The following is a 21646-nucleotide window of genomic DNA, read 5'->3' as shown; positions in this document are numbered from 1 at the left end:
CTGACCCGAAATCGTGCCCCTGAATCGTGAGCAAGGTTGTGACACTGTTCGTGAGCAGAGCTATGACATCGTGTGTGAGCAAAGCTCTGACACATCACAGCCCATCTATCTGGTACTGGCCGACGGCGAACAGTACCAACTGGGGCCGGTACCGTTAATCGCCCGACGGAACACGTCCGACCCTGCTCATTCCTTGGTGGAAAACGCGAAAGTGCCGGGGCACCAACTGTTCCTCACAGGAAATAAGGAACAGCCGGTGCCCCGGCGTGCAGATTTTATCTGCACCGCAGAGGCGACGTACTAACTACGGCGACGGCGCACTGCAACCAACGCAAGGCCCATGACAATCAGGCTCAGCGCCAAGCCCAAAAGGGTAAGTACACTAGCTCCGGTCTGGGCCAGCTTGTCAATTCCCTTCTTGATGATAGTTTCTGGTGTTGGAGTGGTAGTGCCAGTGGGTGTAGCACCGGGGGTTTGCCCATCATCTCCGGAAGATACCGGTTGTTCGGGTAGGTTGCCTACCTCACCAAGATCCTCGTCCACGCCGTTAAAAACGATTGAGACACCGATTTCCCGGTCATCCAGAAGGTAGCCCTTGGGTGCCTTGGTTTCACGGATGCTATAGGTTCCGTAAGGAAGGTTCTTAAAGACGACCTGACCGTTGGCGTCAGAGGTAGCCTTCCCCATCACTTCGCCGGCGTCTTTTCCGTAAACAACGACCGCCTCAGCTACGAACTTAGCTCCTTGCAAAGGCTCACCGGTAACACTATCGACCTTCTGCAGCTTAGCCGTGCCAATAATCTTCTCATTCTTAATCTTGCCCAAATCTACGACTTTTCCGGAAGCGGTGATCTTCACCGGATATTCCTTGTCAGACTTGACCCAGCCGTCCGGTGCCGCGTGTTCACGGACCACATAGGTGCCAAAGGCAAGATCTGGGATTACTACGCGACCCTTATCATTGGAAACTCCGGTAGCTACAACCGTTCCGGGTTCCACGTCGTAGACGTCCACGGCTACGGCCTCGAACTTCGCTCCTTCTAGAGGGTCCTTGGAAGATTTATCGACCTTTTCAAGCTCAACCTGGCCGTAGGCCCGCATGTTAGCAACACGCCCAAGATCCACAACCTGGCCGTCACTATCAATAGTGACCTCACGGCCCCGGTCATCAGTAACCCAACCAACAGGCGCTGCCTTCTCACGGACCACATAAGACCCAAAGGCTAGGCGCTCAAAGCTCACACGCCCCTTCTCATCCGAAGTAGCCGTAGCCACAACAGTTCCAGGAGCAACGTCATAAACGTCCACGGCCTCAACCTCAAACTTGGCACCTGCTAAAGGTTTGTCAGAGTTGTCATCAACCTTGTGCAGCGAAACAGTTCCGTAACTGCGAATATTGCCAATCTTTCCAAGATCTACAACCTGGCCGTCACTATCAATAGTGACCTCACGGGCCTGGTCATCAGTAACCCAACCAGCAGGCGCTGCCTTCTCACGGACTACATAAGACCCGAAGGCTAGGCGCTCGAAGCTCACACGCCCCTTCTTATCCGAAGTAGCCGTAGCCACAACAGTTCCAGGAGCAACGCCATAAACGTCTACGGCCTCAACCTCAAACTTGGCACCGGCAAGCGGATTACCAGAAGTCTTATCAACCTTTTCCAGATCAACCTGCCCATAAGCCCGTACGTTAGCAACGCGCCCAAGATCCACAACCTGGCCGTCACTATCAATAGTGACCTCACGGCCCCGGTCATCAGTAACCCAACCAACAGGCGCCGCCTTCTCACGGACCACATAGCTACCGTAAATCCGCTCGCTGAAACGCACCTGCCCGGTCTCATCACTAGTCTGAGTATCTAGCGGTACATCTGTTGCGCCCATTGCTGAATCAGTTGGGAAAATCTCAAAGACACCACCGGCAAGGGGGTTGCCAGTAGTCCCATCGACCTTGCGCAGCACCACGGAACCACGGACCTGATCATTGGTTACATCCCCCAGGTCCACGATGGAACCGTGTTCGGAGATGTTGACCTGGAAACCTCGCGTAAGTGGAACATATCCTTCTAGCGCCTTTGTTTCGCGCAATTCATAGGACCCGAACCGGACGTTATCAAAATTCACATGCCCGTTAGCATCGGAGGTAGCCGTATACACAGGTGCGGAATCAGCAGGTTGCGTGGAATCTGGAGTGACCGCAAATAGGGAGAACTCTACCCCTTCGAGCGGCTTTCCATTATCCGATTTTTTCACCAGGGTCACTGACCCCGTTACTGGATGGTTAGACACCTCGCCTACGGCAATGGTGCTATGCCCGGCATCTACCGTTACTTCCTGGATGACACGACGTTCCACCTTGTCACCGTTATCAGCGAGCAACACAAAGCCTTCAGGAGCCTGGGTTTCTACTAACTCATAACTCCCCCACGCGACATCGTTGAACGTTGCTAGCGCCTTGACTCCGGTGGCATCCGAGTCTGTGCTCAAAGCCGTGGTGGCACGAGATACCACCGTGCCTTCAGCTACGCCAGGAAAATCCTTAGCCACCAAGGCGAACTGGGCCCCTGGCAAAGGCGCTCCCTCATCTTGGTTGGTTTGTTGGCCCACCTTCGAATCCGAGACCACACCGCCTACCGTCTTTTCAACCGTAACGGTGCCCAGGGTCCTGTTGTTAACAACGGTTCCGGCGTCCACAGTTAATACGGTCGCGGTAGAACCGTCAACGCTGACACTTTCTACCGTGTCTGCAGAAACCTCAACCCTGCGAACCTGAGTATCACGCTCATAGCCTATGACTCCCTCAGTTTCACAGAGGTAGTAACTTCCCCAGACCACATTGTCAAAGGTGACCACGCCGTCTGCACTCTGAGCACTGTATGCCGCCTCAGAAATCGGGGTGACAGCACCGGAAGGCTGGCCTTGGGCTGCATCTGCTGGTGCCGTGCACGTAGGTTCTTGCTCAAATAGGCCAAACGTTGCACCTTTGACGGGAACTCCTTGGTTATCAGTCTTTAGCAACTGCACCCGTGCTTCCGTAGGGTCATTGACCACCTCTTCGCGCAGCGGTTGCGCAGGGTTATCACCGGCGGCGCTAATAACTATTCTGCGTGGTGAAATAGCCTGGTAACCGGCCAACGGCGTTTGTTCGCTTAGTTCGTAAATGCCGTATGGAAGATTTCCAAAAGTGAGCTCACCGTTTGCATCCGTAGACCCTTCCCACTCCTGTTGGACTGGAAGGACCTCTTCAGTAGGAACTTCCTCATCCAACCAGGATTTCCACACTAATTTAAACTGCACGCCTTCTTGCACCGCGTTGGAATCACTCGCGGTTTTTACCAGCGTAAGATCCCGGCTGCCGGCCAGACCGGCGAAACGCTGTGCATGAGGATGTAGCGGTACTAGGGCGAAAGGCACCGAGGAGGCGTCATCGGCTTTAGCCTTGTCACCGTCCAGGAGTAAGTCACTGAAAAACTCCCTGTCAGCCGGCGCATGTTGGGTCCAGTAGAGATTCCGCTGCTTAGCAGCTTCAGATTTACTGAACACAACCGTGCGGTCAGTTCCGCCAGGAATAACCGGAGTGGTGGCCGGGCCCGTTCCAACGGTCGTACCAGCTACGGCCTGGTCACCTGGGTTGTACACCGTGTCACCATCTTGTTCTTGCAGTACCCAACCGTAGTCGGATAACCACTGCTCTCCAGGCTCCTTGATGCCGTTGGCATTGAGGTCCCTGAATACTCCGGTAGATACGGAATAACGGACGGGCTGGGAAGAAACCTCATTAGCCTCGATATAGTTGTTGCCGGCTCCGGAGATAGCCATAGACATCACTGCCCGCTCACCGTTTTTCACGTTGTCAAGCATGTGGTCATTGAAAGGAACCTGGGCGGGAAGAATGATTCTCACTATCTCCCGGCTATCAATAGCTCCCTCCACTAGATCCGCTTTTACTGCGGTAACTGCGTTCCAGTTTGTCACCTCAGCTGCCTTCACCCAGTTGGCTTCCAGTGTGATTGATTCCAGATCATCACCCTGGGGAGTCGTGGTGTAAAGGACCTCAAAGCGGTCAGTGGCATCAACGGTGGAGCCGTCCTCCTTGGTAATTTCTACGCCCAGCGCGGGGCCGCGCAGCGGAGTAGAGAAAGCGGAATGGTCTCCACTGAGTGGGTCACCGTCAGGAGTGCTGCTCTCCCATTCTCGGTTAGGATATTCTCCATCCTGGTTGCTGACAATCTTGTGGTCCCCGGTATGAGGGAGGACTCCCAGAATAGACATCGACCGAACCGGCACCAACGTGTTGTTGGAAACCGTCATTCGGTAAAACAGATCCGATCCCAGCTCCTGGTTGGGAGCATGCAAAGTCCAAGGCCGGTCCAAGCTCGGGGAAACTTCAATTTTAGAAAGCACTTCCAACGGCGCACTTAAGGTCAGCACCCGGGAAGCTTGGAGGAAATCCTCAGTGGTGTTGCCGTCATCGTCCAAATCCAGGTCATCAACCAGCTTGCGCCCTTGGTAGCTGGTGTCAGCGGGGCGGATTTCTGCGTTGCTATCCCACGTTGTAAAAACTTTGATTTCATTAGGGCCAAAGTTGGCATACTTAGTGGTATCAACAGTTAAGAACGTGGAGAGGTTTGACTCATACACTTCATAGCTGGGGCTGTTGTAAGTCACGTCCCCAAAAGAGTAGATAAGGGCGGTCAGACCCAGGTTTTTGAAATTCTCTACCACCTCCGGCTGGCCCTGTCCCCAATGGGTTTCATCATCACGGATGTGCCCGAGGGTCTCAACGTAGGTCACACCCGGGGGAAGCAGCACTATCTGCCGTAGATTTTCCAATACCCTAGGTACCCCGCCCCAGCTTCCGGCTGGTTTGGTCCTTACCTCAAGAGTTCTAATACGCGCGCAGTTTTCCTGAGTAAGCTGCTCTTCATCACACTCTTCATACGAGGTCAACGCGTCCTTGGCCGAAAACATCTTGTGAACCTTGATCGGGTTTTCTTCCGCTTGGGGATCCGTATGCGAGGTGGTAAGGATTCTGGTGCCAAGCTTGGGGTCTACTCCCTGAAGCAGGATCTTGTTGTTTTCCAGGAAACCATTGTTTTCAGGAAAATTTGTCTCCCCATCTAGCGTCTCAGTCTTGCCTTCCACACCCGCCGCAAAGCTTTCGTATTGTGGTCCGTCGGGAGCATTGAACCGGATATCTGCCTTAACCCGGTTGAGGACAATCTTTTCCGAATTCTCAATTTCACGGTTGCGCCACCGCTCCGCCTCTTCCGGGGTCGGGTAGGCGCGGATGTCAAAACCAAGTTTAAAGTTGTCAAGTTCAACCGGCTGCTTGAATACCATCTCTAGCTGATCATATTTCCGGTCCTTGTCCATGATTGCTACGCGACCACCCATGGGCAAATCCTCAGCAAGCACATGGCGCGTGCCCGAGGAATCTATACCGTAGAGATGGTTTCCAATCGCATTAATCTTGTTTTGAAGTTCCTTCTTAGTCATCCCAGGAGGCGGGTATGAATAACGGGCATCAAAATGGAACTCGTTGTAGTACAACGCCGGATCCAGGTCATAGTCAGTAACGCTGTGGACAAAATCATGGATGCCACCGGTGGAGTCATGGTGCCCCGATCCGTTGTTAGTTTGAGAAATATCATAACGCCAGCGAAGCCCAGGGAGAGTTTTATCCCCGTGCTCCATTACTCCCGGAGTAGTGGTCTCTGGGTCACCGAAGTAGCGGTTGGGCTCTAGGTAGACACCGCCGCCTTTAACGTCTCCGGCGAGGTAGATCTTGTTGTAATCCCGCTCCCAGGCAAGTGCCCTACCATCGTAGATATAGTGCGAATCAGTTCCGCTCCCCTCCACGTAGTTGGACCAATAGGGCAAGATCGCCCATTTGTTCATATTGATGGTGTGGCGCGGGGCAAAGCTGTCTTCAATTTCAACAAACCCCGTGCCTTCCACGTCCGAACCCACGTACTGCTCCTCTGGGGTTCCTTTATCCACCCAAGTGTTGATGGACGGACGAAATACCCGCATTTCCCCGTTTCCGTCAGATATGAGCGTATCTTTTTTATATGTAAGATTTAACCCGAGTCCGGATACCACGTAGCGGCAATCAAAACTGCGCAGACTCCACTCGTAGCTGGGGGTTGCAACCAGGACGCGCTGGGACTCATCTTTCCACTTCCACCGACGCAAGGCTTCTTCCGTTGGTTCTGATTCCTCCGGAATCTCAATCTCAAAGGTAACCTTCTTGGCGTCATACACGCCAAGGCCCCTGGGTACGTCCTGAGGAAGGTCCGGGCTGATGCAAGCGTAGTAACGGAACTCTGGCTCCTCAGGCGGGGTCACACCGGTCAGAGGATCCGAGTTGAACCGATAAACGCCAACTTTCTTTCCATCAACCTCCGTGAAATTCGCATAATCCTTCCTCCATAGGCGCAAATCCGTCCGGTACCCATCAGCAGCCTTGGCAGTGAAAGTTACTTCCTCTTCAATAGTGTCAAAGTTATCCGCGCTTAAAGCCACGGTGGGAGTGACGGTGGTTCCATCCGGGGTGATGTGGTTGATGAAATTAAACAGGAACGGCAGCTGGGTAATCTGACCGCCTTTAAGAGTGTCGAAGTGATACTCCTTGTACCATGCCTCATCATCTTCCCGGTTCACAGATGAGGTAGCGAGGTTGGAGTCCACAAAGCCCGGTTCGTTAGTAAGGAGCTTCCCATCCTCATTTTTCACCTTGGGGAAGGTCAGGGTGAGAACCGCGTTCCGCAGGTTTACGTCAGCACCAGAAACGTCAAGAGAGACAATTGAGTTGACGGTTTCCCCGGACCAATAGTCTAGCCGGGACTCTTCGCCTTTAAGTTCCTCACGAGTACCCACGAACAGATCAATTTTGAGGGGATCCTGGTTATCGCCGGCAGTAGCACGCCTTAAGGTGACAGATTCCTCTGCCGGATCGGCGGGTGAATCCAAGACCGGCTCAGCCTGATCATCTGCCCCACCGGCGGTGCTGGAATCTCCAGCATCAACAGTGCCGACATCTCCAGCATCAGCAGTGCCAACATCTCCGGCATCAGCAGTGCCGACATCTCCGGCTTCAGCGGTGCTGCCCGCCTCACTTTCACTAGCAATAACCGGGTCCTGCGCCCCAGGGTTATCCTCCGCCAGGGACGGGCTTACTACTTGCATCAGGCACATAGCCAAAACACATAACGTTACTAATAAAAGCGTTAAGAATCTGCGCAAAGAGAGAGAAGAGTACATGCGTGAATATTAACGCTTATTGCCATGTGGAGCAAAGTTAATTCCGATTGTTAAATAGATCTCAATCGATCCTCAATCCCAAGGACTACCACCCTATCCCACTGCTTGGCAGAAGGGTTGAACAACTCCACCGACAAACCAGCTGTTCAAAGTATATTTTTTCACACCCCCTAAGCGCAGCACACTGAACAGGATGACCCTACCGGACCACAAACAGCCCAGGCCGACCAGCTCACTACCCGACCGAAAGCGCCAGCCCCTACCCCCGATAGGTTCCCCAGCACCCCCACGAATCCCTTAAGGCTCTGCAAATTTTTCTTAATAAGAATTACCAATTTAATAGCCACTGGAAAAATTACCACCACCCAATATACCAGTAGTATTTTATACTTTCCGCAGTGAAACAATAATGAAAAAGAATATCATCAACTCCGTTCCCCAAGCGTTCAGCACTGAGACCCTGGTACACCGGCACAACGTTGGCAGATTTCTCGCTCCGGGAAGTTTCGCAGCCCTTAGCCCGCCGTGCCAGATATCTTATCCATCAACCGAGCTTGACCAGATACCGTGGGCTTTGACTGCGGCGGTGGGCTCTGGGCATCGGCAATAATATTGGCAAAAATGGTGTTCTTTGCGTCCTTGCCCACCACCGGATGGTTAGTGTGCCGGGCAGCGCGGGCCAACCTATCCGCAATCTCATTGAGGTGAACCCCCGCGTGACCAGGCACCCACTTGAACTTAATGCTGCCACCCAGCGCGGCGTAGATCTTTGTTAACTCCGCGATTTGCCGCACCACGCCCTGCGTTTCCTGGTGCAACGTCAGGTCCTTGCCCGCCAGGTACTTCCGCACCCCAGAAACGATAGCCTGGGAATCTGTATGAATAATCAACCTCCGGCCCAAACCCCACCACGTCTGCACAGCTGCCATCACCCCTATAGCCTCACAGTAGTTGGTGGTGAGCAAACCCGAATCAGGCTGCTCAACCTTGAAAGCAAAGTAATTTCCATCCGCAGAAACCCCTGCCGCTGTGGCTACGGCACCGGAGCGCGAACAGGAAGCGTCAGTATAAACATCTACCTTCTGCTGCCCAAACCGCGTATTCAACGACCCAACGGCCTTCCGCGCGTCTTGCGCAACAACCCCGTCAAGTAAGCCGCCAATGGGTCCCTTGACAGCCACCCCGGGGTCACGCTGCTGGCCCACCATCACCACCCCGGGTAAAGATGAAACCCGCAGCTGTGCAGAAACCTCCGCCACGTGGTTGAGATATTCATCCAAGTAGCGCCCACTCTTAAGCGGCACGAAACATTGCCTGTCAACCAGAAGCGGAATGCTCCGGCACGTCTGGCAAAAACACGCCCGCCCGGCTACCCCCTGGGACTGCCCGTGACGGACGGAAAAAGGCTGCAGCAACTTCACCGACTTGACCGCCTTTGTCAACGCAGCAACCTCCGCCACCTCCTGGGTTGTTCCCTTGCCCTTACAAACAGCCCCCGTCTGGTGATTACGAACCTCCGTATAGAACCTGAAAACCCTGTTCTCTGCGTATAAACGACTGGGCCGAAACCAGGTGACGACCGTCAACACAGCAGGTTCAGGGCCGCGCCCCACCACCGCCGCAGCCTGCGCCGGAGTATCACAAAAGTACGCCGAAATTAACGGTCTAGCAGCCGGCCAACGCCTACACAATTCTGACTGCACCTCCGGCGCAAGGAAAGTATCCGTGCCGTGCAGGCGGAATTCCTCCAGGAGATACTCCTGGATCAATCCAACAGCCAGGCACTCTGCCTGTTGCTTTCTTTGAATGTGGCGCTGTTCTAAAACATCCCGCTGCGCTTTGCGCCTTTTGGCTGTTGCCGCGATATCCGCAGGAGTAGGTGCTGGTGGTGCCATCACTACCCCTCCTTCACCGTCTCCACTATCCCGCTTCCACAACAACCGTCCGTAAAATTCTATAACTAAAACCGGACACGTTCACTGTTATTTAATTAGCGCTTCCCATTCCAGTAAGCAATTGCCAGACAACGGCTTGTTCTGCCGACTCTATAGACCAAGTATGCACCTGCGGTGAATAACCAGCATACGGTCCAGCAAGTCTAACTCCGCGCACAATTTTTCCCGCAGCCCACCGCTGAGATCACTAAGGGAGTCCACATCAGCAGCAACCCGGCGCTGCGTACCCAAATCCGGCACCGGCACCGCCAACCCGGCGACATCGCGCGGGTAGAGGTGCGGCACTCCCGCGCCTCCCTTTCTTTCGTACAGCCGCTGTTGGTTGATCTTTAGGAAGTGGTAGCAAAAGCGCGGATCCAGACGGCCGGGATCCGGCTCAACGGAAAAGGCATCTGAGACAAAAATTGGCTCTTCCCACCAGCTGACGTGCCCGGCGTTGGCACCCGAGCCCGCCACTACAATTGTAGGTCCTTCACGGTTGGGCTCATCATGGAAATACGCCGGCCGCAAACCGCCCGCCACCACCGGAACCGGGCCCGGGCGAACCCGGGACCTGGTGATACTTTGCCCCCTACGCAACCGGGCAACCTGGCCAAGCGGCTGGGTAGGGGTGCCATCCAAGCAACCCAGCCACTGCCGCCCCGCCTGCCATGCTTGCTGCTCCAGCAGACGGGATTCCTCCTCCACCGCCTGGCGGTACTGCCCATGCACCCGGTCCAGCTCGTCTAGCTCAGCAGCCCGCCGCCGCTGGAGAACTAGCGATGGAACCGGAATCTTCAGCCCCGCAACCGCCTTGACGCTGACGTTGCGCTGCGCGCTTCCGCCGGACAAGGAAATAACCCGCTCACGCAGTACCGGATGGTTAAGAACATGGAACAGGTAACGCGGTTCCACCTCCGGGCCCGGCGCGATACGCAGCACCCGCTGGTTAGCCGCCGCCGGCAAGGTATCCGGCTCAATGAAAGCCACCCGCCCCACGTAGCCTGTCAGCGTCATCACGCAATCGCCTGCCTGCAACGTTGCGTTGGCAAAAGACTCCCCAGAATTGGCGTCATAAAAACGCCGGTGTTTGTCACTGAGCCACCCCTGCTGGACATCAGAAATACGGATCACCCGCATACCTGCAGGCACATAGTTTGCACTCCTAAACGCGTAGCCACCAGTAAGCCGCGCAACCTGGTCAAGGGGCAGAGTTGGGATGGAAGGGGTCATGGGAGACTACTTTAAAATGCCTTTACGCTCAAGCTCATTCAACCAGAATCGTACACCTCGGCCAGTGAAGAATATCTCCGGTTTTTCCACCTCCGCGTAGGTGACGTAAATCCCCTGATTCTCACCTTTGTCAGTGGGTAGGTGCTCGACCGGGTTATTCTCGTCCAAGGGCTTTAGCTCGCCGGACAAAGCCTGAAAGGAATCTCGGTTGTACGGGATCTCCCTGTGATCGGTCAACACTTTCCTCGCCAATCTCCCGCCAACGAACTTCCAGCAATTATCCTCATCGAGGTTTTCCTTGCAATACCCCACGTAGTCCTCGAGGGTCGGTGGCGCTGCATCGGCTTCTAAACCACAGGCTTTCCTCAACTCAAGGGTCTCAGCAAATGTGCTACCGTCTGTCGGGATGCGGAGCAAGACCGGGCCGCTAACCTCTTCCAAATCCTCCGGGGTAGCTACATGTCCCGGCATTCCTTTAGATGAATCTTCTTTGGGTAGACCCAACCATGCTCGAGCATCTTCACGCTGAGAAATTATCGAATGATTCAGCCTCGATACCAAGGAGTCCTTTCCTAGGTGCGCGATTCGACCACCCAGTTCTTTGGTGATGAACTCATCCTTTGCCGTATCGAGTAGTACTTCTTTGGCTGGGTAAAGTTTCGGCGTACCATCCCTCGGCGAACTGTAACGATGTGGCTTTCCGTCAGTTTCCACAGCCAGGATAATGTTATTCCGAGCGTCGACTAACAACGCGTCAAAATGCATGAAATCCATCTTCGCTCTGCGGTCAGCGAGGATTTTCTTGCTAAATGCCTTTGCCCTCTGTCCCAGAGTTTTTGGTTCATCCCCAGAATTGAGGACTATATCTTCGAATTTCACGTGACAGATAAGCCTAAGCCCATAAGCCTCCGCTACCCGAGCAAGCATTTCAACGGTGATACTCTCCGGAGCCGAAAAATCGAAGTTGGAGGTAAGCAGTGAGCATGAATCTTGGCTCTGATAGAACGGGGTGCAGTCGAAAATCGATTTTACTTTCGACTCCACAAAGCCAAACTCCGGCTCCCCGATATTTCCTCCGGAGTCTACGTAATCTGCCAGCCGGCGGATAAATAACTGGCCATCAAATACAAGATCTTCTCTGCTGAGGTCCTTATCCGTGGGGGTCTTAAAACCAGCGATTTGTATCTGTAGAGCCTCCCCCATCAGCTGAGTAGAAGCCACCACGCGGAGCTCCTTTTTAGCCCTTGATACAGCTACGTTGATTAGTCGCTCTCCCTGCGACCAAGGCCACTCCCATACGCCATCATCGACTGGCAGCAAATAAACCAAGTCAAAGTCCTTGCCCTGGGACTTGTGAATGGTCAGGGTCTTGACGGGGGCTACAACTGCTCCTTTCGCAGAGGACCCCATACCGGGAAGTTGATCTTCTTTTACCTCGACATCCTTTAATTCATCTTCGAGCAGAATTTTGATTTGATCGAGCTGGGCCTTGAAAGGTGACAGGATGCACACCGAGGTATTGCTATCCGTCTGGAGCCTTCGCTTGATTATCGGTATTTCTTCTTTGGCGAATACAGTCACCTGCTTAGGATTGACATTCGATACATGCCCACTGCCCTGGAACTGTCCATCTTCGCCGAGCTTTGGGGTTTCAAGATAGGAGCGCTCAGTGAATTTTCCCACGTACCAGCGGAATCCAATGGGAAACTTAGGTTCCTCCGGCGCCGGTTCCCTCTGCGGCACCAGCTGCCCGTGATAAATCTCCTTGTTACAGAAACCGATTATCTCCGGGTGGCAGCGGTAGTGTTCGGTCAAAGGGGTGGTTATTTTAGTCAACTCGCCGTCCGGGTCAGATTTTCCACGCTCGCTGCGCTCCCGGTCAAACACCTCGTAACACGATTCCAGAAAACTATAGTCCCGCCGCGTTATGTCGAGGTGCCGGAATTCCTCTTCCTTGAGGAAGTCATAATCTTGAACAAGATCCCACAAGGGACCACTGGGGGCCAAAGACTTTTTAGACCACTTCAAGAAATTCGAATTTATAATTGGTGCCAGCTGTTTTTCATCTCCAACTATCACAGCCCGGTGGGCACTACTCAAGGCAACCGCCCCTAGCAGGGGTAACGCCTGAGAGGACTCATCCATTATCAGTAGGTCATACTTGGCTTTCTGGCCCTCCTTGAAGCAGTTATTCAGAGAATGCACCGTGCAGGCGACGAAAGGATAGCCATCGATGGGGTTCACGAAATCCGCGAAAGGGACGTTGTTAGCTTTTTCGCCGTTGAATGTGAAGTTCGCGCGCCCTTCCTTGATGGGCTTCCATTTTTTACGAACGGAACCGGAGCCAAGACGAGCCATCCTCAACGCGGTTTGGTAGGCCATGCCTTGCTTGGAGCTATCGACTTCACCTTCAGAAAAGGCTTGCTCAAACTTTGCCACCACATTTCTGATGGCTTCGTTGTTGGCGGACACTACTGCCACGCTCTGCCCCAATTCCAGCGCGGATGCGACAATGGCGGAGATGACCTCAGTCTTTCCCGTCCCGGGAGGTCCCTTGATAATGGAAAAGGGACGGAAGAGCGCGCGCCTAGCTGCCCACTGTTGCATGTGATTTAGGGGCCTGCCGCTTTCGTCACCCCACCGTTTCAGCGCGGCCTTGATAGCCTCTATTGTTTCGGCGTCGGGTTGTGGGCAGTCGGGCAGCTCGCCGAGGCCTAAGAATGCAGCCAGGATATTACTGTAGCCGTCGGATGCAGCTGCGTTCTCGAATTCAGATCCGAAGAAGCTGGCCAGCGACCATGGCTGCCGATTATCCTCCGGGTGCCACGGCTCATCCCATCTCTTTTTACCAAGCTCCTGCGCGACCGCCAGCAAGTAGGCGCACACTTCCTTAGCGCGGTCAGTTAAATCCAATGAGTTCCGGGCAGGTTCCATAAACTATTCTTACCACAGTTTTGGCTCCGCGAATTGAAGGTCACACCGGAAGGCTCCGAAAGCCAAATCTCAGAAGTGGAGCGCAGCGACCACGTTTCTGCCAGCTGCAGTGGCCGGATTTCTCGAATTTTACTGAGTCGCTGAAATCGCAGGGACTAAAGTTTTGGGGATTTTAGGGGTTGGACGGTGGCACCGCTGGTAACGCCTGGTATTCCTCCATACACCGCGGACACGTTTGGAGTTTTTCATGATCTTGATTCGGGACAAAGTAGACCCCGCACATAGACTTTGACGCCACTCCATTTACGGTATTGCTGAACACACTATTTTTGTGAATGTAGTGCCGAAAGTCGCCGGGCAACGAGTTCTCGATAGCTTCATCCGATACCAGCTGATCCAGTGCTTTTATTCTCTGGTCCAGGAACTCCTCCCCTACGCATGTATAAAAGAGACCTTCCCCAAACGGGTCCCAGCTCTGCTGGCGGGGCTGGAGCGAAACCAAAACCTGTTGCTCTATCCTACGAAAAAGACTATCCCGCGGAGGGGTGCCCACTGGATCGATTTCCACGGATAAATCGTCTAGGCCCCCGCTCACCACCGCTTTTTCCAGTTCAACGCGTACTTTAATGTACGGCTGGCCAGGGTTTCGGGGATCTTCGATCAGGAATCCAGCCGAAACCTCACTAGCCACCAAGGAACCCTTCCGTAGAGACCTCAGCATTTCTACAACAGACCTCTGAATTTCCAAATATACCTTCGAGAGGGCCCGTGCTGCTTTCTCGCGCTTCCAGAGAATCCAGTCCACCTCGGTAGGTTTCCAGGACTGAATAGTCCGGCGGTCGGCGCGGCTTAGTCTCTGATAGAAATCGTCAAAGTCGAGGTGCTGTCCTTTAGCCAACCCCCCAGCAATCAACCAACAGACTCCACTAGAGGGATCTATCCAGACCGCTCCTCGCCAATGGCTTGTTTTGATCTCCCATAACCGAAACTCATTCAACCCTAAGATTGGCCCCACCGGGTTATCATCTTGGCGGTTAGGGCCAAAGCAGCCCCCTGCTTTTTGAATCAGTGGGTGAGCGAGCTCGGTCAGAGGGTGAAGCGAAGTGTAATCCCCCGCAGCTATGATTCGCTCTATCCGGGGGTCCCTCCACCCCGAAGTAAGATCTTCTTGGAGCATGCGCAGTGTCGGCCGCGCCTGCCTGTCCGGATCATTCATCATCTCTCAATAATAACTTGTCATCGGATCAGTGGCATTTTAGAAACTTTCCGCTAGCTCATCGATCGCTTCGGCCTGGAGAGCATCTAGCCTAGCGAAATCTTCAGCAAGTTGTTTCCGGTATCCCTCACGGCGCGCAACGTACTCGTTGATATCTTTAAGGAAAATCCTGCGATCACGTCCGACGCGGTGAAATGGAATCTCTCCACGATCAAGCAGTTTGTACAGATGAGTGCGACTCATCGAGAGTATACCCGCTGCCTTATTTGGGGAAACAGCCTCATCAGCCGGAATAGCAACAATGTCATTGCCGCTATTGACGCAGTCGAGAAAGGTTTTGAGAAAATTGCGAAGATTGGCATCCTCAACAACATTATCTTCAATTAGTGATTTTAATTCGGAAAAACCTTCAGCAGTTAGAGCGTGACTACGGTTTTCCGTACTAGGAGAATCGGTGTAAATAGTTTTCATAAAATTTTCCTATCCCTTGGTTGATTTCTGCGATACTTCAACACCTCTTTATCCGCTCTAGCTTCTGGAACTTCCAACAGGAGAATTTCTCCGGAATCTGGGAGAAGAAGTTAGACGGAAAACGATCTGGCCAATACAACTAATTTAACTGTCACAGATGTCACGCACTTTACTTGGCAGGCTATCTCAACGCGCTAGGTTTAGCAACAATTCCACCTCCGCAGAAAGCTAGCCCGTCTCCGCCCGCAAGTCTGTTTAGCGGCTCTGATTTACTCCGAGTGTTAGAGTTATCTACATGCAGCTTAAAGACGAACAGTCCCTCCAAGCGGCAAAGCTCTACTACGAAAGCGGTATGAGTCAGGCTGAGGTTGCCGCTGAGATTGGCGTTTCCAGGCCTACGGTGGCCAAACTTTTGGCTTATGCCAAAGAACGCGGCTTTGTGGTCATTGAGGTACGTGACCCGCGGGAGCAAGGAAGCTCGCTTACGGAGTCACTACTAGACATCTACGGGTCTTATGGCCTGGCCAACGTCCGGATTTCCCAGACCACCGCCAAGAACCCAGAGGCGGTGACCAAAGAGCTAGGGCGCATTGGTGCCCTGGTCCTGGAGGACTTGGTGGAGGACGGATTTCTGGTGGGCGTGAGTTGGGGCGCAACAATGTATGCCGTGGCCAAGGCGCTCAAGCACAGAAGCCACACGGGCGTGGAGATTGTGCAGCTCAAGGGCGGGCTGAGCTACACCAAGCGCTCGACCAATGATTTGGAAACCATCAACCGTTTCTGCGCGGCCTTTGACGCCTTTGCCCGCACGCTCCCCCTCCCGGTCATCTTTGACAACGTGGAGGTCAAACAGACGGTGGAAAGCGACCGGCATATTGCCAGCGTGTTAGAAATGGGCCGGCAAACGGACGTGGTCGTGTTCACCGTGGGTTCAGTAAATCCGGATTCCCTGCCCCTTAATATGGGCTACCTCAGCGATGATGAGTTTGAGCTCATCACCGGCCGCGCGGTGGGAGACGCGTGCTCGCGGTTTTTCACCGCCACCGGGGAGGTGGCGGTGCCCAGCGTAGACGAGCGCACCGTGGGGATTAGCCTTGAGGAACTTAGCACCCGGCCCACCAAGCTCCTAGTAGCCGGCGGGCTGGAAAAGGCACAGGCCATAGACACCGCCCTGAAAATGGGCCTGGCCACGCACCTGGTCATTGACAACGCCACCGCGTCTAAGCTGGTGGAGCAGCATTCCCTGAGCAACCATCCGGAGGCGGCCAGCTAGAGCCCCGGCTGGCCTGGTGTTTGGAGCCTTGCCGGTGCTGTCGGCTAGCGGCCCGTTGGCGGTTGCTGGCTAGTGGTGTGCTGGTGCTGCCAGCTAGCGGCCCGCTGGCGGTTCGTGGTTTGTTGCCGGCTGATGGTTATTCTCCCCTGTCCTTTCTGAAGGCGTCCCTTACAGCTTTTGCCATGGCGGCGTTCTTTGCTCGTTCTTCTGCTTTAGCGGCCGCTTCCGCAGCAGCCTCCTCGGCCCACTGTTTCCGGAGCATGGCCAGGTATTCGTGAACCCCGGCCATGGGGCTGCGCTCATTGTCGCCCACGTCCTCCACGCAGATGGGGATGGGGCTGCCACCGGCTTGGCTGTTAGGGATCTCCGCCTGGATCCCGTGGGCGGTGCGGGTGCCCGCCGCAGCGCGCTGTTCGTAGAGGTTGCAAGGAGCATCAGACTCAGCCAGGCTCAGCATCATCCCGCCGCCGCCTTTGATGACGGCCAAATCCCGCGCCACGGGCCAAAAGCGCAGCTCCATATCGCTATCACGCAGGGTGCGCACGGCGTGGTCTAGCATCTGCTCATCGTGGCCCCAGCCGGTGACCTGTCCCTTCGTGGGTGAATAGAAGCTAAAGGCGCGGCCTTCACGGAAGAGGAACTCCACCGTCTCATAGCCGTCCAGACCCCGGTTGAAGACGTGGAGCTGCTTGACAAAGAACGGGCGGTGGCCGGCGGAGTTCGCGCCGCAGCGACTGGGTGCTGGGGCCGGCACGCAGTCGGGGTACTTTGCCACGTGGAAATACCGCTGGCCGGCTTCAGTGGCAGCGTCGTGGTCCCCCACTGCCAGCAGCCCGAAGGATGGGGCCCACTGGATAGCCGGTGACGCGGGCTGCGTGCCGGCCAGGAGTTGCTGGAAGGCGGCGGCCACGGGGGCATCGTGAAGATAGCGCTCGTGCACCTTGCCTTCTGCGTCGCGGAAGGTGACGCGGCCTGCTGTGATGGCGGCATCGGCAACATCAGCAAAGGCGTCCTGGCGCTTGGCCAGGCTGATTAAGGTGTGGTGGGCTTTATGGCCGGGGGCATAGTCAAAGCAGACCTGCATATGGGGTTCCATGAGATGGATACCTTTCCAAAAATACTCGTCGGTTCAAGGCGCACGGGTGCGTGGGCCAGGCTGATCTTTTTCACTCGATGGGCACCGCGTGGATTTTCTTGAGCGAGCAACGGTTGCCAACCAATGGGTCGAGGCCCTGGAATTATTGGTTTCTGGATCGGTAACCAACCTAACACAAAATAGACAGCTTTGTCTAGTTTTGGCGAGGATTAAAAAACTGGCCACCCGAAGGTGACCAGCTAATGCGGAAGTTGCGGGCAGCCCTAGAAGACCACCACGCCCACAATTGCCGCGTTGAGCATGTTGGTGCAGAACCCGCCAAACAGGGCCTTCATACCCAAAGAAGCAACCTCAGAGCGGCGCTCCGGCACGAGGGCACCAATGGAACCAATCTGGATAGCAATGGAAGACAGGTTGGCAAAGCCAGCCAGCGCGAAAGAGGTCAGCATGATGGACTTATCACTCAGGGTGTCAACGTGCTCAGAGAAGGAGGTGTAGCCCACGAACTCATTGATAATGGTCTTTTGCCCAATGAAGTTACCCACCAGGCCGGCCTCATCCCAAGGCACACCAATGGCCCACGCCAAAGGAGAGAACAAGATGCCAAACAGACCCTCCAGGGACCAGCCCTCTTGGCCGAACATGTTGCCAATACCGCCCAGCAGCGCAGAGAGCATAGCAATACCAGCAATGAAAGCCACCAGGAGGCAGGCCACGGTAACCGCAATACGGCCGCCGGACATAGCGCCGGTACCAATGGCGTCAATCAGGTTGCGGGACTGCTCATCGCGCATGTTGCGGACATTGGCGTTGACCTTGGATTCCTCGGTCTCTGGCATGAGCGCCTTAGCCACCAACAAGGAGCCAGGGGCGTTCATAACCGATGCCGCCAACAGGTACGGCAGCGGCGCACCCAGCAGCGAGTAGCCCACCAGCGTGGAACCGGCCACGGAGGCAAAGCCACCGGTCATACAAGCGAACAGCTCACTGCGGGTCAGATGCGGCAACCAGGGGCGGATAACCAGCGGGGCCTCAGACTGCCCCAGGAAGATAACCGTGGACGCCCACACGGACTCCACCTTGGAGGTGCCCATAACCTTGTTGAGCGCGGTGCCCACAATCTCCACAAACCACTGCAAGACACGCAGGTAGTACAGCGCGCCAATAATAGCGCCCAGGAAGATAATCACCGGCAGCACGTTGAGCGCAAAGATAAATCCATTGTCTTCGCCAAACAGCCCACCGAAGACAAAGGAGGTGCCTTCATTGGTGAAGTCAATGAGCTTTTCCAACGCGCCGGCCACAGCCTTGAGGCCATGGAAACCGGGCTCCCATTTCAGCACCAGGAGGGCAAAGAGAACCTGGAGTCCCAGGCCTACGCCCAGGGTGCGCCAGTTAATGTGACGCTTGGCGTTTGACAAGCTCAAAAGGAGAGCCAGGATCAGGACAATGCCAATGAGTCCTTGAAAACGTTCCATGTTAAATTTCTTTCTGTTATTTTTACCGCGCTTTAACCTGCGGCAGATTTTGTGTGGGTTTTAGCCTGCGCTGGGCACCGGCTTAGGAGCCCAAGTCTTCCGGGCCAAAGGAATGCGGGAGCAGCTCCTCAAAGCTTGTGACTAGGGGCTCTCCCCCATCGCCTTCCACAATGACTTCTTGGGTGCCAAACTCCCGCAACACCTGGCGGCAAGCGCCGCACGGCCAGCAAGGCTTGGCCTTAAGCCCAACGATTGCCACCCGCTTTATCCGGCGCGCGGCCGGGTTGGTGCCGGTGGTCTGGGCAATCATGGTGGTGATGGCATTTCGCTCAGCACACAACGTGAGCCCGTAACTAGCGTTTTCCACGTTGCACCCGTCATAACGCGTGCCATCTTGCATTTCAATGACGGCACCAACGGGAAATTGGCTATACGGCGCGTAGGCGTGGCCCGCGGCATCACGGGCCGCTTCCAGAAGCTCGAGTGGGGAAGTTTTCATACCCGCAGACTCTTTCTCTATAGGTGAGTTGACAAGAGAGAACCGTCAAGGACATGGCCTCACCCAAAGGGCAGAACCGTGGCCCGCGAAAGCAGGTTACGCCCCACCGATGAGCGTGAACATATGGAAACATTTACCTTGACAATTGTTCTGGAAATAATGATAATCTGGGGCTAAGTTGAAAGCAAGAGACTTGATCCGGCTTTTCCTTTTCGGGTGTCTTGCATCACTTTATGAACCAAGAATCACTTCAGAAGGGACAGCACATGGCTGAAAAGTTTGACGTTGTAGACATAATCCGCACCAAGCGTGACGGCGGGGAGCTCAGCACGGATGAGATCCGCTGGGTCATTGACGCCTACACCCGCGGCGTTGTTGGAGATGAACAAATGGCCGCGCTCAACATGGCTATCTTCATCCGGGACATGGACCGCCGCGAAATCGTGGACTGGACCCAAGCCATGATTGACTCCGGTGAGACCATGAACTTTGACTCGCTGAGCAAGCCCACCACGGACAAGCACTCCACCGGCGGCGTGGGTGATAAGGTCACTCTCCCACTGGGCCCGCTGGTATCTTCCTACGGCGTGGCCGTGCCACAGCTTTCCGGCCGCGGCCTAGGCCACACCGGCGGAACGCTAGACAAACTGGAAGCCATCCCCGGATGGAAGGCCGATGTCCCCAATGACCTGATGATGAAGATCCTGGAAGACTCCGGTGCCGTGGTGGCCGCCGCCGGCGCGGGCCTGGCACCTGCGGATAAGAAAATTTACGCGTTGCGCGATATCACCGCCACCGTGGACTGCATCCCGCTGATTGCCTCTTCCATCATGAGCAAGAAGATTGCCGAGGGCACCTCCTCCCTAGTCTTGGACGTCAAGGTGGGCACCGGCGCTTTCATGAAGGAGTTTGACAAGGCCCGCCAGCTGGCTGAGACCATGGTGCAGCTGGGCCGCGACGCCGGTGTGGACACCCGCGCGCTGCTGACTGACATGAATGTCCCGCTGGGCCGCAAGATTGGCAACGGCCTGGAGGTTGAGGAAAGCATTGAGGTCCTCCAAGGCGGTGGCCCGGCAGACCTGGTAGAAATCACCTGCGAGCTAGCCCGCCACATGCTGGAGATGGCCGGCGTCCACGACGCCGATGTCGAGGAAGCGCTCAAAGACGGCCGCGCCATGGACTCCTGGCGCAAGATGATTAAGGCCCAGGGCGGTGATCCCGATGCCAAGTTGGCGCGCGCACCGCACACCCACGAAGTGTTCGCAGACCGCGACGGCTTTGTCAGCGAGCTCGACGCCCTAGCGCTGGGTGTGGGATCCTGGCGCCTGGGGGCAGGCCGCGCCCGCAAGGAGGACCCGGTGCAGCTGACCGCCGGCATTGAAATCCACGCCGGGCTGGGTGAGAAAGTCACCAAGGGCCAGAAGCTGCTCACTCTGCACACCGAGACCCCGGACCGCTTTGAGCGCGCTCTTGAATCCATCAACACCGGGCTCAAGATTGGCGATGAAAAGCCAGCGGAGCGCAAGATTATCCTGGACAAGATTGTCTAAGCCAGGAAGATCTCCGGGCTGGGCCGTAGAGCACGCCTCCAGCGCACCGGACTAGAAACAAAAAATACAGGCCTGGGGAGATTCCCCGGGCCTGATTTTTTACGTTTCCCTAGCCCGTAGGACTTCGCCTTTAACTGCGGAAATGCCGGTTCTCCAGTTCACCAGACCCATAGATTTTGCCTAGTTTTAATGCAAAACTATAATAGCTATTGGCTGGACAACCGTCCGCTTAAGAAATCTCTCAAAGGAGCCCCCATGTCCCGTTTTGGAACCGCCTTAGTAGCGGCTGCCACGGCCCTGTCTCTGACTTTGCCCCTGTCCACCGCACCGGCTTTGGCCGGCGGGTATCGCATGCCCGAAACCTCCTCCGAGGTCCGGGACGACGATTACTACTACCAAGACTGGGCGCTGAAAAAGTTCCAGAATGGGGAGGTCTCCCCTGCCTTGCTCGGCTGGGCGGCTACACACAGCCCTAATGACGCAGCCGCACTGGGCAGCTCGGTGAAAAACGACTACGTCAACGACTACAAATTCGGTACTACCTTTGACATCCTCTGGGGCACCTCTGTGGCCGTAATCCTGCTGGGCGGGCTCTACACGTGGGCCAAGGATGCCCACATCATCCCCAGCTAGCTAAACCCTCAAGCAAAGGGCCGGGACCAAAGTTTAGGTCCCGGTATTTCTTATCTTATTCTC

General features: G+C 55.2%; 12 protein-coding genes. 3 read left to right on the top strand and 9 right to left on the bottom strand.

Features of this window, described 5'->3' with window-relative positions; translation table 11 throughout:
• Positions 1–300: 300 nt before the first annotated feature.
• The 6 genes from F4V58_RS03500 to F4V58_RS03475 all read right to left on the bottom strand — a co-directional run bounded on the left by F4V58_RS03500 (position 301) and on the right by F4V58_RS03475 (position 15054).
• Positions 301–7200 (bottom strand): SpaA isopeptide-forming pilin-related protein, encoded by a 6900-nt coding sequence (locus F4V58_RS03500; RefSeq protein ID WP_170252485.1) that lies wholly within the window; start codon positions 7198–7200, stop codon positions 301–303.
• Positions 7201–7781: 581 nt separating this feature from the next.
• Positions 7782–8570 carry an RNase H family protein gene (locus F4V58_RS12465; protein WP_169833304.1) on the bottom strand — a complete coding sequence of 263 codons (789 nt, stop codon included), beginning with the start codon at positions 8568–8570 and terminating at the stop codon, positions 7782–7784.
• Positions 8571–9311: 741 nt separating this feature from the next.
• A complete protein-coding gene (locus F4V58_RS03490; RefSeq protein WP_075733394.1) occupies positions 9312–10433 on the bottom strand; it encodes a restriction endonuclease subunit S in 1122 nt (373 codons plus the stop codon).
• Positions 10434–10439: 6 nt separating this feature from the next.
• The gene (locus tag F4V58_RS03485; RefSeq protein ID WP_075733392.1) at positions 10440–13367 is read right to left on the bottom strand and encodes a DEAD/DEAH box helicase; all 2928 of its coding nucleotides are present in this window, start codon (positions 13365–13367) and stop codon (positions 10440–10442) included.
• A 172-nt stretch (positions 13368–13539) separates the two neighbouring features.
• Positions 13540–14172, bottom strand: a complete 633-nt coding sequence (locus tag F4V58_RS12460) for a DUF3039 domain-containing protein (RefSeq protein WP_169833302.1) — start codon at positions 14170–14172, stop codon at positions 13540–13542.
• A 450-nt stretch (positions 14173–14622) separates the two neighbouring features.
• Complete coding sequence (locus F4V58_RS03475; protein WP_075733388.1) at positions 14623–15054, bottom strand: helix-turn-helix domain-containing protein; 432 nt, start codon at positions 15052–15054, stop codon at positions 14623–14625.
• Positions 15055–15349: 295 nt separating this feature from the next.
• On the opposite strand from F4V58_RS03475, the gene F4V58_RS03470 reads away from it, so the two are divergent.
• Positions 15350–16327 (top strand): sugar-binding transcriptional regulator, encoded by a 978-nt coding sequence (locus F4V58_RS03470; protein ID WP_075733386.1) that lies wholly within the window; start codon positions 15350–15352, stop codon positions 16325–16327.
• 136 nt (positions 16328–16463) lie between these two features.
• On the opposite strand, the gene F4V58_RS03465 is transcribed toward F4V58_RS03470, so the two are convergent.
• From F4V58_RS03465 to F4V58_RS03455, 3 genes are all read right to left on the bottom strand, one after another.
• Positions 16464–17423 (bottom strand): hypothetical protein, encoded by a 960-nt coding sequence (locus F4V58_RS03465; protein ID WP_150385697.1) that lies wholly within the window; start codon positions 17421–17423, stop codon positions 16464–16466.
• 263 nt (positions 17424–17686) lie between these two features.
• Positions 17687–18901, bottom strand: a complete 1215-nt coding sequence (locus F4V58_RS03460) for a NupC/NupG family nucleoside CNT transporter (RefSeq protein WP_075733382.1) — start codon at positions 18899–18901, stop codon at positions 17687–17689.
• Between the two features lie 82 nt (positions 18902–18983).
• Positions 18984–19400, bottom strand: a complete 417-nt coding sequence (locus tag F4V58_RS03455; protein WP_075733380.1) for a cytidine deaminase — start codon at positions 19398–19400, stop codon at positions 18984–18986.
• A gap of 266 nt (positions 19401–19666) precedes the next feature.
• On the opposite strand from F4V58_RS03455, the gene F4V58_RS03450 reads away from it, so the two are divergent.
• Together F4V58_RS03450 and F4V58_RS03445 are read left to right on the top strand one after the other, a co-directional pair.
• On the top strand, positions 19667–20950 hold the full coding sequence (locus F4V58_RS03450) for a thymidine phosphorylase (protein ID WP_075733378.1): 1284 nt from the start codon (positions 19667–19669) through the stop codon (positions 20948–20950).
• Between the two features lie 255 nt (positions 20951–21205).
• Entirely contained in the window at positions 21206–21583 is a 378-nt protein-coding gene (locus F4V58_RS03445) for a hypothetical protein (RefSeq protein WP_075733376.1), read from the top strand.
• Positions 21584–21646 lie beyond the last annotated feature (63 nt).

Source organism: Corynebacterium phocae (assembly GCF_008693075.1).
In the GTDB taxonomy this organism is placed as follows: domain Bacteria; phylum Actinomycetota; class Actinomycetes; order Mycobacteriales; family Mycobacteriaceae; genus Corynebacterium; species Corynebacterium phocae.
This window is presented reverse-complemented; position numbering and strand designations above follow the sequence as displayed.

Excerpts from the sequence above, each read along its gene's own strand:
- F4V58_RS03500 (WP_170252485.1), bottom strand. The coding sequence starts at position 7,200 with ATGTGCCTGATGCAAGTAGTAAGCCCGTCCCTGGCGGAGGATAACCCT.
- F4V58_RS03490 (WP_075733394.1), bottom strand. The coding sequence starts at position 10,433 with ATGACCCCTTCCATCCCAACTCTGCCCCTTGACCAGGTTGCGCGGCTT.
- F4V58_RS03485 (WP_075733392.1), bottom strand. The coding sequence starts at position 13,367 with ATGGAACCTGCCCGGAACTCATTGGATTTAACTGACCGCGCTAAGGAA.
- F4V58_RS03475 (WP_075733388.1), bottom strand. The coding sequence starts at position 15,054 with ATGAAAACTATTTACACCGATTCTCCTAGTACGGAAAACCGTAGTCAC.
- F4V58_RS03470 (WP_075733386.1), top strand. The coding sequence starts at position 15,350 with ATGCAGCTTAAAGACGAACAGTCCCTCCAAGCGGCAAAGCTCTACTAC.
- F4V58_RS03465 (WP_150385697.1), bottom strand. The coding sequence starts at position 17,423 with ATGGAACCCCATATGCAGGTCTGCTTTGACTATGCCCCCGGCCATAAA.
- F4V58_RS03460 (WP_075733382.1), bottom strand. The coding sequence starts at position 18,901 with ATGGAACGTTTTCAAGGACTCATTGGCATTGTCCTGATCCTGGCTCTC.
- F4V58_RS03455 (WP_075733380.1), bottom strand. The coding sequence starts at position 19,400 with ATGAAAACTTCCCCACTCGAGCTTCTGGAAGCGGCCCGTGATGCCGCG.
- F4V58_RS03450 (WP_075733378.1), top strand. The coding sequence starts at position 19,667 with ATGGCTGAAAAGTTTGACGTTGTAGACATAATCCGCACCAAGCGTGAC.
- F4V58_RS03445 (WP_075733376.1), top strand. The coding sequence starts at position 21,206 with ATGTCCCGTTTTGGAACCGCCTTAGTAGCGGCTGCCACGGCCCTGTCT.